Source organism: Pseudomonas asiatica (assembly GCF_009932335.1).
In the GTDB taxonomy this organism is placed as follows: Bacteria; Pseudomonadota; Gammaproteobacteria; order Pseudomonadales; family Pseudomonadaceae; genus Aquipseudomonas; species Aquipseudomonas asiatica.
The window spans coordinates 816,304-830,399 of the sequence record NZ_BLJF01000003.1; the positions used below are offsets into that span (position 1 = coordinate 816,304).

General features: G+C 61.2%; 11 protein-coding genes and 2 tRNA genes. 9 read left to right on the top strand and 4 right to left on the bottom strand.

Annotated features, from left to right (window positions below; translation table 11 throughout):
- The first annotated feature begins 215 nt into the window (after positions 1-215).
- Positions 216-872, top strand: a complete 657-nt coding sequence (locus tag GYA95_RS26235; RefSeq protein WP_015271994.1) for a Bax inhibitor-1 family protein — start codon at positions 216-218, stop codon at positions 870-872.
- Positions 873-922: 50 nt separating this feature from the next.
- Here the strand turns inward: GYA95_RS26235 and GYA95_RS26240 are convergent, their stop codons facing one another.
- From GYA95_RS26240 to GYA95_RS26255, 4 genes are all read right to left on the bottom strand, one after another.
- Positions 923-2,488, bottom strand: a complete 1,566-nt coding sequence (locus GYA95_RS26240; RefSeq protein WP_013974423.1) for an ABC transporter permease — start codon at positions 2,486-2,488, stop codon at positions 923-925.
- Positions 2,488-3,501: an extracellular solute-binding protein gene (locus GYA95_RS26245; protein ID WP_013974422.1), complete on the bottom strand. Its 1,014-nt coding sequence runs from the start codon at positions 3,499-3,501 to the stop codon at positions 2,488-2,490. The genes GYA95_RS26240 and GYA95_RS26245 overlap by 1 nt, the downstream gene beginning before the upstream one ends.
- Positions 3,502-3,816: 315 nt before the next feature.
- A tRNA-Leu gene (locus GYA95_RS26250) sits at positions 3,817-3,903 on the bottom strand.
- Between the two features lie 88 nt (positions 3,904-3,991).
- Positions 3,992-4,078, bottom strand: a tRNA-Leu gene (locus tag GYA95_RS26255).
- A gap of 271 nt (positions 4,079-4,349) precedes the next feature.
- On the opposite strand from GYA95_RS26255, the gene rnr reads away from it, so the two are divergent.
- The 8 genes from rnr to GYA95_RS26295 all read left to right on the top strand — a co-directional run bounded on the left by rnr (position 4,350) and on the right by GYA95_RS26295 (position 13,952).
- Positions 4,350-6,926 (top strand): ribonuclease R, encoded by a 2,577-nt coding sequence (gene rnr, locus GYA95_RS26260; protein ID WP_015271993.1) that lies wholly within the window; start codon positions 4,350-4,352, stop codon positions 6,924-6,926.
- Positions 6,923-7,669: a 23S rRNA (guanosine(2251)-2'-O)-methyltransferase RlmB gene (gene rlmB, locus GYA95_RS26265; protein WP_003259007.1), complete on the top strand. Its 747-nt coding sequence runs from the start codon at positions 6,923-6,925 to the stop codon at positions 7,667-7,669. The genes rnr and rlmB overlap by 4 nt, the downstream gene beginning before the upstream one ends.
- 306 nt (positions 7,670-7,975) lie before the next feature.
- Positions 7,976-8,401 (top strand): 30S ribosomal protein S6, encoded by a 426-nt coding sequence (rpsF, locus tag GYA95_RS26270; RefSeq protein ID WP_013974420.1) that lies wholly within the window; start codon positions 7,976-7,978, stop codon positions 8,399-8,401.
- A 28-nt stretch (positions 8,402-8,429) separates the two neighbouring features.
- The gene (rpsR, locus tag GYA95_RS26275; protein WP_003249563.1) at positions 8,430-8,660 is read left to right on the top strand and encodes a 30S ribosomal protein S18; all 231 of its coding nucleotides are present in this window, start codon (positions 8,430-8,432) and stop codon (positions 8,658-8,660) included.
- A 33-nt stretch (positions 8,661-8,693) separates the two neighbouring features.
- Positions 8,694-9,557, top strand: coding sequence for a hypothetical protein (locus GYA95_RS26280; RefSeq protein WP_003259010.1), 864 nt, complete (start codon positions 8,694-8,696; stop codon positions 9,555-9,557).
- A gap of 20 nt (positions 9,558-9,577) precedes the next feature.
- Positions 9,578-10,024 (top strand): 50S ribosomal protein L9, encoded by a 447-nt coding sequence (rplI, locus tag GYA95_RS26285; protein WP_003249568.1) that lies wholly within the window; start codon positions 9,578-9,580, stop codon positions 10,022-10,024.
- A gap of 113 nt (positions 10,025-10,137) precedes the next feature.
- Positions 10,138-11,535 carry a replicative DNA helicase gene (dnaB, locus tag GYA95_RS26290; protein ID WP_015271992.1) on the top strand — a complete coding sequence of 466 codons (1,398 nt, stop codon included), beginning with the start codon at positions 10,138-10,140 and terminating at the stop codon, positions 11,533-11,535.
- 116 nt (positions 11,536-11,651) lie between these two features.
- Positions 11,652-13,952, top strand: coding sequence for a YgiQ family radical SAM protein (locus GYA95_RS26295; protein WP_013974417.1), 2,301 nt, complete (start codon positions 11,652-11,654; stop codon positions 13,950-13,952).
- Positions 13,953-14,096 lie beyond the last annotated feature (144 nt).

The window sequence follows — 14,096 nt, forward strand, 5'->3', positions numbered from 1 at the left end:
ATGAAATCCGGGTTGGTCACCAGTCTGGACCCGCTCTCCGCCTTACTCAAATACATCCGTATAGTCAGTAAATACACCGGTAACCCGATGCCACGATCAACAACGCCGCATAAGGCGCCGCCGCAGCGAAACAGCAGTTGGTTAGCCGGGTGGCGTTGAGCGCACGTTATCGCGGGCAGTATTTACAAGCATAGACGCCAGGGGGCGTAACAGGCATGCTGGAGAACGAAACCTTCAATCGACTCGGAACCAATCATAAAATATCGGCGAGCATCTACAATCTGATCCTCGGCGCAGTACTGCTGTGGGGCTTCTTCGTCAACTGGTATCTGGTAATCACGGTGCCGCCCGATATTGTTCGGTCCATCCCCATGATGCTGTTCCTGGTTGGCTACTTGATCACCGCGTTACCGGGTGTCGCGATCATCTTCAAATCTGAAAAGCCGTTGTATAGTTTCCTCGGCTACAACCTGATCGTGATTCCGGTCGGGTTGCTGCTTGTCATCGTCCTCCCAAAGTACTCACATGAAAACATCGTGAATGCCTTGCAGGCGACCGTCTTGCTAACCGTTACCATGATGTTGCTGGGGTCTGTATTCCCCCGCTTCTTCAAGCGCATCAAGGCGTCATTATGCATAGCTTTGATAGCTGTGATCTTCGTTGAATTGGCGCAGGTTTGGTTATTCGGTATCCATCTCGCGGTAATTGATTGGATCACAGCACTGATCTTCTGTGGCTATATCGGGGTTGATTGGGGGCGTGCGAACCAGATTGAGCGTACCGTGGATAATGCAATAGACAGCGCTGCATCGCTGTATCTAGACATTATCAATCTGTTTCTGCGGGTCTTGCGGATCATGTCCAAGAAGTGAGTTGCCCAAGTGGCTTAATGCCCAGGCCGCATGGCGGCCTGGGCAAGCTTTCAAGCCTTGTTCAAATACATCCGCGTTGTAAGCAGATAAACCGGCAACCCCGAAACCACAATCAACAACGCCGCATAAGGCGCTGCCGCCGCGAACTCGACGTTGGCCGTGTGCGCCCACACCTCGGTGGCCAGGGTGGTCATGCCGGTCGGGCTGAGCAGCAAGGTAGCTGTCAGTTCCTTCATGGCATCCAGGAACACCAGGGCAAAGGCTGCCGCCATGGCCGGGAAGATGATCGGCAGGGTCACCCGGCAGAACGCGGCAAAGCTGCTCGCGCCCAAGGTCCGTGCCGCTTCCTCCAGGGTAGGTGAAGCCTTGTTCAGTGCGGTGCGCACCGGCGACTGCGCCAGCGGCAGGAACAGCAGCGCATAGGCCAGCAGCAACAGTGCCGTGGTCTGGTACAGAGCCGGCACGTAATGCAGGGCGAAGAACACCAGGGTCAGGGCAATCACCAGGCCGGGCAGGGCGTGCAACAGGTATGGCAGGCGCTCGGCCCAGATTGCCAGGCGGCCCTTGTAGCGCACCACCAGGAAGCTGATTGGCAGGGCTAGCAACACGCAGAAACCGGCACCCCCCAGCGACACCGACAACGAGGTGAACAGCGCCTTGGAAATGGCCGCAACAGGGAATGCCGCCGATGAACCCACGCTCAACCAGTAGCCGAGCATGGCCAGCGGAATACCGCTGCCCAACACCGCCAGGCCCACGCAGAACAGTTGCGCCAGCACTGCCCAGCCACGCAACCGCACCGGTTGTGCTCGTCGCGCCACACCCTGGCCGATGCGCACGTGACGGGCCTTGCCACGTACCCGCAGTTCAAGCCACAGCATCACCAGGCACATCGCCAACAGCACGGCGGACAGCATGGCCGCGTTGGCATTGCTGAACTCCAGTTCGAACTGCTGGTAAATCGCCGTGGTGAAGGTTTGCAAGCCTAGGATCGACAAGGCGCCGAACTCCACCAGCATGTGCAGGGCGATCAGCAGCGCGCCGCCAAGCATCGACGGCCACAGCAGCGGCAGGGTGACCTTGATGAATACGCCCCAGCGGCTGCAGCCCAGCGTACGTGCCGATTCCTCCAGCGAGGTATCGAGGTTGCGCAGGGTCGCGGCCACCGGCAGGAACACCAGTGGGTACTTGGACAGGGCCATGACCATGATCGCCCCGCCCAGTCCTTCGAAGTCCGAGCTCAGCGACACCCAGGTGAAGCTGCTGACGAACGACGGCACGGCGAACGGCAGGCACAGCACCACGCCCCACAACCGGCGGCCGGCCAGGTTGCTGCGCTCCAGCAGCCAGGCCAGGGCCAGGCCGACCACCATGCAGGTCAGCGTCACCCCGACCATCAGCATCAGGGTGTTGCGCATCAGCCCCCAGACAAACGGCCGCCACAGCAGGTGCAAGGCTTCGCGCCAGCCGGCCTCCCAGGCTTTCATGGCAACGTACAGCAAAGGCAGCAAGCTCATCGCTACCAGGAACAGCACAGGCAGCACCACCCAGACGGAGGGGCGCTTGCGGCGCGGTACGAAGCGTACCGGCACCGGCTCGGACAGGGCGGCAGTCATCAGAGCAGGCCGACCTCGCGCTCAAGCTCGATCGCTTCCTCGGCATTGCCCAGGTCGGCTGGTGAGATCTTCGGCGGGCGCAGGTCTTCGAACGGTTTCAGGCCACGGTCGGAGACCATGCCTTTGTGCAGCGGGTACTCGGCGGTGGTCTGGGTGATCACGCGCTGGCCTTCTTCGCTGGCCATCCAGTTGAGCAGGGCCTGGGCTTCTTTCGGGTGCTTGCTGGCCTTGACCACGGCTGCGCCGGAAATGGTGACCAGGTTGCCGGCATCGCCATCGGCCAGGTAGTAGAGCTTGGTATCCAGCTTGCCGCGCTCGCGCTCGAGCGCATACCAGTAGTAGTTGTTCACCAGTACCGCAGCCACTTCGCCTTTTTCCACGGCTTTGAGGGCGACCATGTTGTTGGTGTAGGTCTTGCCGAATGCCTTCAGGCCGGTCAGCCATTCTTCGGTGGCTTCTCGCCCGTGCATCTTCAGGATGGCCACGGCCTGTTCCTGGAAGGCGCCGCTGGTGGGCACATAGCCGACGCGGCCTTCCCACTCGGGGTTGGCAAAGTCCATCACTGTGGTCGGCAAGTCTTTCTCGTCGACCTTCTTCGGGTTGAAGACGACGATGCGCGTACGGGCGGTGATGCCCATCCAGGTGCCGTTGGCGCCTACATACTCCTTGGGCATCATGTTCGCGGTGGCGTCATCGATCTTTGCCAGCAGGCCCAGTTCGCCCAGGTTGTTCAGGGGAGGGGACTCTTCGGTGTAGATGATGTCGGCCGGCGAGCGTTCGCCTTCCTCGATGATCTGGCTGGCCAGCTGGTTGCTGCTGCCCTTGCGGATATCGATGTGGATGCCGGTCTTGGCCTCGTAGGCCTTGGCGATGGCCTCGCCGATTTCCTTGTGCTGACCGTTGTACATGGTCAGGGTGACCGGTGCGTCTGCCATGGCGGCCGGAGCACCGATGGCCAGGCTCAGCACGGCGGCGGCCAAGGTACGCATCAGCGGTTGCGGGCGGATCGTCATGCGGGTACTTCCTCGCTTACGGCTACATATTTGGAAACAATGGTAAACGAAATCGTTTCTCAAGTGGCTGGGTGACGAGAAATTCATGGTCAGACCATGGTGCAAGAGTCTGAAGGTGTGTTGGCTGTGCTGGCCTCTTCGCGGGTAAACCCGCTCCCACAGGTGCATCACAGGTCTTGAGGGGAGTGAAATACCTGTGGGAGCGGCTTTAGCCGCGAAGAGGCCAGCACAGGTTTGCACCTATGACCGAAAAGAGGAGGGATACAAAAATCGCAGGCAAGAAAAAACCCACTAGCAAGCTAGTGGATTTTTGTATGGTGCCCAGGAGAAGACTCGAACTTCCACGACCGTTAAGTCACTGATACCTGAAACCAGCGCGTCTACCAATTCCGCCACCTGGGCAAAGCTTTACATCATCTGGAGAAGGCGACTATCGTTCGCTTTCACACAGTAGTAACAGATCCTTGGTCATCTGTTACTTGAAAATATTTGGTGCCCAGGAGAAGACTCGAACTTCCACGGCCGTTAAGCCACTGATACCTGAAACCAGCGCGTCTACCAATTCCGCCACCTGGGCACACATTCGAGATTACTTGATGCTTTACAGCGCCGCTCATCTCTACTACAACTTCGGGGTTGTCCGTCGTTGTGGTGCGCACTATACGGACGGTCCGGGGGGCTGTAAACCCCCCAAGCAAAAAAAATTTCAAAAAATTCAACTTGTTGATTCCGCAGGCCTATTCGTCCTCGCCAGACACGCCGGTGGGGCTGTCCAAGGCTGACATTTCCGGTTTCAATACGCCTATGCCAGAATTCCTATCTATATACCCCAAGGTGAACCCCTTCTGATGGCCGATTGGCAATCCCTCGATCCCGAGGCCGCTCGCGAAGCGGAAAAATACGACAACCCTATTCCCAGCCGTGAGCTGATCCTGCAGCGCCTCGCCGACCGTGGCGAACCGGCCGCACGCGAGGAGCTGGCGGCCGAGTTCGGTCTTTACGACGAAGACCAGATCGAAGCCCTGCGCCGCCGCCTGCGTGCCATGGAGCGCGATGGCCAGCTTATCTATACCCGGCGCGGCACTTATGCCCCGGTAGACAAGCTGGACCTGATCTGCGGCCGCGTCTCCGGTCACCGCGACGGCTTCGGCTTCCTTATTCCGGACGACGGCAGCGAAGATCTGTTCCTCAGCCCGTCGCAAATGCGCCTGGTGTTCGACGGTGACCGCGGCCTGGCCCGCGTCTCTGGCGTCGACCGCCGTGGCCGCCGTGAAGGCGTGCTGGTCGAAATCATCTCCCGCGCCCACGAAAGCGTGGTCGGCCGTTACTTCGAAGAAGGCGGTATCGGCTACGTTACCCCGGACAACCCGAAGATCCAGCAGGAAGTGCTGGTCACCGCCGGGCGTAACGGCGGGGCCAAGATCGGCCAGTTCGTCGAGATCAAGATCACCCACTGGCCGACGCCGCGCTTCCAGCCGCAGGGCGATGTGGTCGAGGTCATCGGCAACTACATGGCGCCGGGCATGGAAATCGACGTTGCGCTGCGCAGCTACGATATCCCGCACGTCTGGCCCAAAGAGGTGATCAAGGAGGCGCGCAAGTTCCGCTCCGAAGTCGAAGAGAAGGACAAGGAGAAGCGCGTCGATCTGCGCCACCTGCCGTTCGTCACCATCGACGGCGAGGACGCCCGCGACTTCGACGACGCGGTCTATTGCGAACCGCTGGGCAAGCTGCGCCTGTTCTCCGGTGGCTGGCGCCTGTATGTGGCCATTGCCGATGTGTCCAGCTACGTTCGGCTGGGCTCGGCCCTGGACGTCGAGGCCCAGCAGCGCGGCAACTCGGTGTACTTCCCCGAGCGCGTGGTACCGATGCTCCCCGAAGAGCTGTCCAACGGCCTGTGCTCGCTGAACCCGCATGTCGATCGCCTGGCGATGGTCTGCGAAATGACCATGAACAAAGCCGGCCAGATGGTCGACTACCAGTTCTACGAAGGCGTCATCCACTCCCACGCCCGCCTGACCTACAACAAGGTCAGCAGCATGCTCGAGCACTCCCGCACCCGTGAGGGCAAGGCGCTGCGCGAGGAGTACAAGGCAGTCGTCCCGGACCTGAAGAACCTGTACAACCTGTACAAGGTGCTGGTGGAGGCCCGTCACACCCGTGGCGCGATCGACTTCGAGACCCAGGAAACCCGCATCATCTTCGGTGACGAGCGCAAGATCGCGGAAATCCGCCCGACCGTGCGCAACGACGCCCACAAGCTGATCGAAGAATGCATGCTGGCGGCCAACGTGGCCACCGCCGAATTCCTGCAGAAGCACGGCGTGCCGGCCCTGTACCGCGTGCACGACGGCCCGCCGCCGGAGCGTCTGGAAAAGCTGCGCGCCTTCTTGGGCGAACTGGGCCTGACCCTGCACAAGGGCAAGGACCCGTCGCCGAAGGATTACCAGGCACTGCTGGCGAGCATCGCCGGGCGCCCGGACTTCCACCTGATCCAGACCGTGATGCTGCGTTCGTTGAGCCAGGCGGTGTACAGCACCGACAACAACGGCCACTTCGGCCTGAACTACGAGGCGTACACCCACTTCACCTCGCCGATCCGTCGCTACCCGGACCTGCTGGTGCACCGCGCCATCCGCAGCATCATCCGTTCCAGGGTCGACACCCCGCACGTCAAGCGTGCTGGCGCCATGAGCATTCCCAAGGCGCGTATCTACCCGTACGACGAGAACACCCTCGAGCAGCTCGGCGAGCAGTGCTCGATGACCGAGCGCCGGGCCGATGAAGCCACCCGTGACGTGGTCAACTGGCTCAAGTGCGAGTTCATGAAGGACCGCGTCGGCGAAACCTTCCCGGGTGTGATCACTGCGGTAACCGGTTTCGGCCTGTTCGTCGAGCTGACCGATATCTATGTGGAAGGCCTGGTGCACGTCAGTGCGCTGCCGGGTGACTACTACCACTTCGACCCGGTGCACCACCGTCTGTCTGGCGAGCGTACCGGTCGCAGCTTCCGACTGGGCGACACGATCGAGGTCAAGGTCATGCGCGTCGACCTGGACGAACGCAAGATCGACTTCGAAGTGTCGGAAAAGACCCTCGCCGCCCCGATCGGCCGCAAGCAGCGTGGTGCCGCACCGGCTGCCGGCCAGGCCGAGCAGGCCCCGGTCGAGGCCAAGGCCACGCCTAAGCCGCGCAGCCGCAAGAGCGAAACCGCCGAGGCGTACTTCCCGAAAGACGCTGTGCAGCGTAACGCCGAAGTGCGCAAGAGCCGCGAAATGAAGAAGGCGCTGATGAGCGAGGCGCGCAGTGGCGGCCATGCCAGCAGCAAGTCGGACAAGGGCGGCAAGGCCTCCGGCAAGCCGACCAAGCACCGTAAAGGCCCGTCGAAGTCCGGCGCGCCACGCAAGAGCAAGAGCAAGTCATGAGTCAGCTGGAAAAGATCTACGGCGTGCACGCCGTGCAGGCATTGCTGCAGCACCATCCGAAGCGGGTCAAGCAGATCTGGCTGTCGGAAGGGCGCAGCGAGCCGCGCCTGCAGGCGTTGCTGGCGTTGGCTGCGGAAAATCGCGTGGCGGTCGGCCAGGCCGAGCGTCGTGAGATGGATGCCTGGGTAGAAGGCGTGCACCAGGGTGTGGTCGCCGAGGTGAGCCCGAGCCAGGTCTGGGGCGAATTGATGCTCGAGGAATTGCTCGAACGCACCGAAACACCACCGCTGATCCTGGTGCTGGACGGTGTGACCGACCCGCACAACCTTGGCGCCTGCCTGCGTACCGCCGATGCCGCCGGCGCCACGGCAGTGGTGGTGCCCAAGGACAAGTCTGCAACCCTGACACCGGTCGTGCGCAAGGTGGCCTGTGGCGCTGCGGAGGTGATTCCGCTGGTGGCCGTGACCAACCTGGCGCGTACCCTGGAGAAACTGCAGCAGCGTGGCCTGTGGGTGGTAGGTACCGCCGGCGAGGCCGAGCAGGAGATCTATCAGCAGGACCTGACCGGGCCGCTGGTGATGATCATGGGCGCGGAAGGCAAGGGCATGCGCCGGCTGACCCGCGAGCATTGCGATTTCCTGGTGAAGTTGCCGATGGGCGGTAGTGTCAGCAGCCTGAACGTGTCGGTGGCGACTGGCGTGTGCCTGTTCGAGGCTGTGCGTCAGCGTCAGGCCAAGCGCTGATCTTCGGCCTGTACCGGCCCTATCGCCGGCAAGCCGGCTCCCACAGGTGCACCACAAGGTTCAGCACCTGTGGCGATCCTGTGGGAGCTGGCTTGCCGGCGATAGGGCCAGTGCAGGAATAATGTGTTTCAGGCTGTTCAAATATTCACCAATCACCTTGCTTGTACGCCTCGCCTTCTCTACAATTGCGCCCCTTGCCGAGCTGGCAGGCGCGCATGTGCCTCCCCTTCGTGCAAGACATACAGTGTCATTCACTCCTTGTCTGACCAGATTCGCTGGCAGACTACTAACCCGTAAGGAGCATTCATGCGTCATTACGAAATCATCTTCCTGGTTCACCCGGACCAGAGCGAGCAAGTCGGCGGCATGGTTGAGCGTTACACCAAGCTGATCGAAGAAGATGGTGGCAAGATCCACCGCCTGGAAGACTGGGGCCGTCGTCAACTGGCCTACGCAATCAACAATGTTCACAAGGCTCACTACGTGATGCTGAACGTTGAGTGCACCGGCAAGGCCCTGGCCGAGCTGGAAGACAACTTCCGCTACAACGATGCCGTTATCCGTAACCTGGTCATCCGTCGTGACGAAGCCGTTACCGGCCAGTCCGAGATGCTGAAGGCTGAAGAAAACCGCAGCGAGCGCCGTGAGCGTCGTGAGCGTCCTGAGCATGCTGAATCCGCCGACGGCGACGACAGCAATGACAGCGACTCCAGCGATAACGCTGACGAGTAATCCACGGACCTTTAGAGGAGCCTATTAAATGGCACGTTTCTTCCGTCGTCGTAAATTCTGCCGCTTCACTGCTGAAGACGTGAAAGAGATCGACTTCAAAGATCTCAACACCCTGAAAGCTTACGTATCCGAAACCGGCAAGATCGTTCCAAGCCGTATCACCGGTACCAAAGCTCGTTATCAGCGTCAGCTGGCTACCGCTATCAAGCGCGCCCGCTTCCTGGCCCTGCTGCCCTACACCGACAGCCACGGCCGCTGAGACCGGGTCGTCGACAAGCAGTAAGGGATTAGCATGCGAGCGTTAGCAAGTTTCATCATGCGCGGTCGTGTGCAGGCCACCCTGGTGGTGGTCATCAGCGCGGTACTGCCGCTGCTGTTCTGGTTGAGTGCCGCTGCCGGCAGCCTTGTGCTGCTGCGGCGTGGGTTCAAGGATGCTACAACGGTCATCGCCGGCGGCCTGCTGGCCGGGCTGGCCGTGTGGGTCATGGGCGATCCCATCACCTTTCTGGTGATCGCGGGTGCCCTGGGCCTGGCTGCGCTGTTGCGCGCCGAGCATCCCTGGAGCCGGGTGTTGCTGGTCAGTGCCGTGTTCGCCGTGGCTTTCAGCCTCGTGCTCGATCTGGCGCTGGCGCAAACCTTCGATGTACTGGCCAAGGCCTTTGCCGAAGCCATGCCGAAAATCGAGGGGCAGCCGGTGCTCTCCGGTGAGCTGATCCGCCCTGTGCTGGTCGCTTCCACAGCAGTGACGGTGCAATTGTTCAGTGTGCTGGCCTTGGTGCTGGCGCGCTACTGGCAGGCAGCGTTGTACAACCCTGGAGGCTTCGGTCGCGAGTTTCGCGCCCTGAAGTTGCCGAAACAGACCATGGCGGTCTTGGTGGCAGTGATGGTGGTGGCCCCGTTCATCGGGCCGCAGTTCATCGTCCTGGCATCGGCCTCGAGCCTGGTACTGGTGCTGGCCGGCATCGCCTTGATGCATGGGCTGGTGGCACAGGGTCGACTGGCCGGTTTCTGGCTGGTGGGCATGTACGTGACGCTGCCGCTGATCATGCAGCTGATTTATCCGTTGCTGGTGGTTCTGGCCATTGTCGACAGCCTGATTGATTTTCGCGGTCGCAAGTCCCCCAAGGGGAATGACTCCGCGAACGGTGAAGGTTAAAAGTTAAGAGGTTTTACCAAATGGAACTGATCCTGCTGGAAAAAGTCGCTAACCTGGGCAACCTGGGCGACAAAGTAAAGGTTAAGGCTGGTTACGGCCGTAACTTCCTGCTGCCATTCGGCAAGGCCACCGTTGCCAACGCCGCCAACCTGGCTGCGTTCGAAGAGCGTCGCGCCGAGCTGGAAAAAGCAGCTGCTGACAAGAAAGCTTCGGCTGAAAGCCGCGCTGCCCAACTGGCCGAGCTGGAAGTGACCATCACTGCCACCGCTGGCGACGAAGGCAAGCTGTTCGGTTCGATCGGCACCCACGACATCGCTGACGCCCTGACCGCCTCCGGCGTTGAAGTGGCCAAGGCTGAAGTTCGTCTGCCGAACGGCACCATCCGTCAGGTTGGCGAATACGACGTAGCCGTGCACCTGCACAGCGACGTTGAAGCCACCGTACGCGTGGTCGTCGTAGCTGCCTAAGCTGCGCTGACTGTCTGGCTCCTTGTGGGGCAGGCGGTTAACATCGGGCACGGTCCTGTTTTCGACAGGCCGTGCCCTTTGTCTTTTTCATCCTCCAGAATTCTTTCGTGGCCATGAACGAGATCACCACTTCCGAACAGCTTGACCTGCAAACCGCAGCCCTGAAGGTGCCGCCGCATTCCATCGAGGCCGAGCAGGCCGTGCTCGGTGGCCTGATGCTGGACAACAACGCCTGGGAGCGGGTGCTGGACCAGGTATCGGATGGCGACTTCTACCGGCATGACCACCGCCTGATCTTCCGTGCCGTGCACAAGTTGGCCGACGCCAACCAGCCATTCGACGTGGTGACCCTGCACGAGCAGTTGGACAAGGAAGGCCTTTCTTCGCAAGTCGGTGGGTTGGCGTACCTGGCCGAGCTGGCCAAGAACACCCCGTCGGTGGCCAACATCAAGGCCTACGCCGCGATCATTCGCGAGCGCGCCACCCTGCGCCAGCTGATCAGCATCAGTACCGATATCGCCGACAACGCGTTCAACCCGCAAGGGCGCAACGCCGAAGAAATTCTCGACGACGCCGAGCGGCAGATCTTCCAGATTGCCGAGGCTCGCCCGAAAACCGGCGGCCCGGTGGGGGTCAACGAACTGTTGACCATGGCCATCGACCGCATCGACACGCTGTTCAACTCCGACAGTGACATCACCGGCGTATCGACCGGTTTCACCGACCTCGACGAGAAGACCAGCGGCCTGCAGCCAGCCGACCTGATCATCGTCGCCGGCCGACCGTCGATGGGTAAGACCACTTTCGCCATGAACCTGGTGGAAAACGCCGTACTGCGTACCGACAAGGCGGTACTGGTGTTCTCCCTCGAGATGCCAGGTGAATCGCTGATCATGCGTATGCTCTCGTCCCTTGGCCGTATCGACCAGACCAAGGTGCGTTCCGGCCAGCTGGACGACGATGACTGGCCGCGCCTGACCTCGGCTGTGAACCTGCTCAACGACCGCAAGCTTTTCATCGACGATACTGCCGGTATCAGCCCCTCTGAAATGCGCGCGCGTACCCGTCGCCTGGCCCGCGAGCACGGCGAAATCGCCATGATCATGGTCGACTACCTGCAGCTGATGCAGATCCCGGGTTCGGCCGGTGACAACCGGACCAACGAGATTTCCGAGATCTCCCGCTCGCTCAAGGCTTTGGCCAAGGAATTCAACTGCCCGGTCATCGCCCTGTCGCAGCTGAACCGCTCCCTGGAACAGCGCCCGAACAAACGCCCGGTGAACTCTGACTTGCGTGAATCCGGTGCGATCGAGCAGGACGCCGACGTGATCATGTTCGTCTACCGCGATGAGGTGTACCACCCTGAGACCGAGCACAAGGGCGTGGCGGAAATCATCATCGGTAAGCAGCGTAACGGCCCCATCGGCTTCGTGCGCCTGGCGTTCATCGGCAAGTACACCCGCTTCGAGAACCTTGCGCCGGGCATGTACAACTTCGACGACGACGAATAAGCCACCGGCCTCATCGCCGGCAAGCCATGAATCCGACAACCATCGTCGGATTTGGTCAAAATTTGTGCTATATTCCGCGCCCGCGATTTCCCTGCACACCAGAACCGGTCACTGACATGCAAGCAGCCAAACCACTCTACGACTATCCCAAGTACTGGGCCGAATGCTTCGGGCCAGCACCTTTCCTGCCGATGAGCAGGGAGGAGATGGATCTGCTCGGCTGGGATTCCTGCGACATCATCATTGTGACCGGTGATGCCTACGTCGACCACCCGTCGTTCGGCATGGCCATCATCGGCCGCCTGCTGGAGGCCCAGGGCTTCCGCGTGGGCATCATCGCCCAGCCGAACTGGCAGTCGAAAGACGACTTCATGAAGCTCGGCGAACCGAACCTGTTCTTCGGTGTGGCTGCGGGCAACATGGACTCGATGATCAACCGCTACACCGCGGACAAGAAGATCCGTTCCGACGACGCCTACACCCCTGGTGGCCTGGCCGGCAAGCGTCCGGACCGTGCCAGCCTGGTGTACAGCCAGCGCTGCAAGGAAGCCTACAAGCACGTGCCGATCGTACTGGGCGGTATCGAGGCTTCGCTGCGCCGCATCGCCCACTACGACTACTGGCAGGACAAGGTCCGCCACTCGATCCTTATCGACGCCAGCGCCGACATCCTGCTGTTCGGCAACGCCGAGCGCGCGGTGGTCGAGGTGGCCCAGCGCCTGTCCAACGGCGAGAAGATCGAGACCATCACCGATGTGCGCGGCACTGCTTTCGTGCGTCGCGACACGCCTCAGGGCTGGTACGAGATCGATTCGACCCGCATCGACCGCCCGGGCCGCGTCGACAAGATCATCAACCCGTACGTGAATACCCAGGACACCCAGGCCTGTGCCATCGAGCAGGCCAAGGGCGACCAGGAGGACCCGAACGAAGCCAAGGTCGTACAGATTCTCGACAGCCCGAGCATGACCCGGGAAAAGTCGGTGATCCGCCTGCCGTCGTTCGAAAAGGTGCGTAACGACCCGGTACTCTATGCCCATGCCAACCGGGTGCTGCACTTGGAGACCAACCCGGGCAACGCCCGCGCCCTGGTACAGAAGCATGGCGAAGTGGATGTGTGGTTCAACCCGCCACCCATCCCCATGAGCACCGAGGAAATGGACTACGTGTTCGGCATGCCCTATGCCCGTGTGCCGCACCCGGCCTACGGCAAGGAGCGCATTCCGGCCTACGAGATGATCCGCTTCTCGGTGAACATCATGCGTGGCTGCTTCGGTGGCTGCACCTTCTGCTCGATCACCGAGCACGAAGGCCGCATCATCCAGAACCGCTCGCACGAGTCGATCCTGCACGAAATCGAAGAGATGCGTGACAAGGTGCCGGGCTTCACCGGCGTGGTCTCCGACCTTGGCGGCCCGACTGCCAACATGTACCGCATCGCCTGCAAGAGCCATGACATCGAGAAGCACTGCCGCAAGCCGTCGTGCGTATTCCCGGGCATCTGCGAAAACCTCAACACCGACCACAGCTCGCTGATCGAGCTGTACCGCAAGGCTCGTGCCCTGCCGGGTGTGAAGAAGATCCTGATTGCCTCTGGCCTGCGTTATGACCTGGCGGTGGAGTCGCCGGAGTACGTCAAGGAGCTGGTCACCCACCATGTCGGTGGTTACCTGAAGATTGCCCCTGAGCACACCGAGCGTGGCCCGCTGGACAAGATGATGAAGCCGGGTATTGGCACCTATGACCGCTTCAAGCGCATGTTCGAGAAGTTCTCGAAAGAGGCGGGCAAGGAGCAGTATCTGATCCCGTACTTCATCGCCGCCCACCCAGGCACCACCGACGAAGACATGATGAACCTGGCCCTGTGGCTGAAGGGCAACGGCTTCCGTGCCGACCAGGTGCAGGCGTTTTACCCGTCGCCGATGGCTTCGGCCACGGCCATGTACCACTCGGGCAAGAACCCGCTGCGCAAGGTGACCTACAAGAGCGAAGGTGTGGAGATCGTCAAGAGCGAGGAGCAGCGTCGTCTGCACAAGGCGTTCTTGCGTTACCACGATCCGAAGGGCTGGCCGATGCTGCGTGAGGCGCTGCAGCGCATGGGCCGTGCCGACCTGATCGGGCCGGGCAAGCACCAGCTGATCCCGCTGCACCAGCCGCAGACCGATACCTACCAGAGTGCGCGCCGCAAGAACTCGACCCCGGCGGGTAGCCACAAGGTGGGCAAGGAGCAGAAGGTCCTTACCCAGCACACCGGCCTGCCGCCGCGTGGCAGTGATGGCAGCAAACCGTGGGACAAGCGTGAAAAAGCCAAGGCCGAAGCGTTTGCGCGTAACCAGCAGGCGGCCAAGGAGCGCAAGGAAGCGGCCAAGGGTGGCAAAGGCAACAAGAAGCCGCGTCAGCCAGTGATCCCGCGTTAACTGGGCGATTCTTGGGGCTGCTTTGCAGCCCATCGCGACACAAGGCCGCTCCTACAATGACCGTGCAAACCCGACAATTCCGGGGGGCTCGCGGTCGGTGTAGGAGCGGCCTTGTGTCGCGATGGACCGCAAAGCGGTCCTAAA

Bases quoted from the DNA above. Each gene is read 5' to 3' on its own strand.
- rpsF (WP_013974420.1), top strand. From the start codon at position 7,976: ATGCGTCATTACGAAATCATCTTCCTGGTTCACCCGGACCAGAGCGAG.
- GYA95_RS26280 (WP_003259010.1), top strand. From the start codon at position 8,694: ATGCGAGCGTTAGCAAGTTTCATCATGCGCGGTCGTGTGCAGGCCACC.
- rplI (WP_003249568.1), top strand. From the start codon at position 9,578: ATGGAACTGATCCTGCTGGAAAAAGTCGCTAACCTGGGCAACCTGGGC.
- GYA95_RS26235 (WP_015271994.1), top strand. From the start codon at position 216: ATGCTGGAGAACGAAACCTTCAATCGACTCGGAACCAATCATAAAATA.
- dnaB (WP_015271992.1), top strand. From the start codon at position 10,138: ATGAACGAGATCACCACTTCCGAACAGCTTGACCTGCAAACCGCAGCC.
- GYA95_RS26240 (WP_013974423.1), bottom strand. From the start codon at position 2,488: ATGACTGCCGCCCTGTCCGAGCCGGTGCCGGTACGCTTCGTACCGCGC.
- GYA95_RS26245 (WP_013974422.1), bottom strand. From the start codon at position 3,501: ATGACGATCCGCCCGCAACCGCTGATGCGTACCTTGGCCGCCGCCGTG.
- rnr (WP_015271993.1), top strand. From the start codon at position 4,350: ATGGCCGATTGGCAATCCCTCGATCCCGAGGCCGCTCGCGAAGCGGAA.
- rpsR (WP_003249563.1), top strand. From the start codon at position 8,430: ATGGCACGTTTCTTCCGTCGTCGTAAATTCTGCCGCTTCACTGCTGAA.
- rlmB (WP_003259007.1), top strand. From the start codon at position 6,923: ATGAGTCAGCTGGAAAAGATCTACGGCGTGCACGCCGTGCAGGCATTG.
- GYA95_RS26295 (WP_013974417.1), top strand. From the start codon at position 11,652: ATGCAAGCAGCCAAACCACTCTACGACTATCCCAAGTACTGGGCCGAA.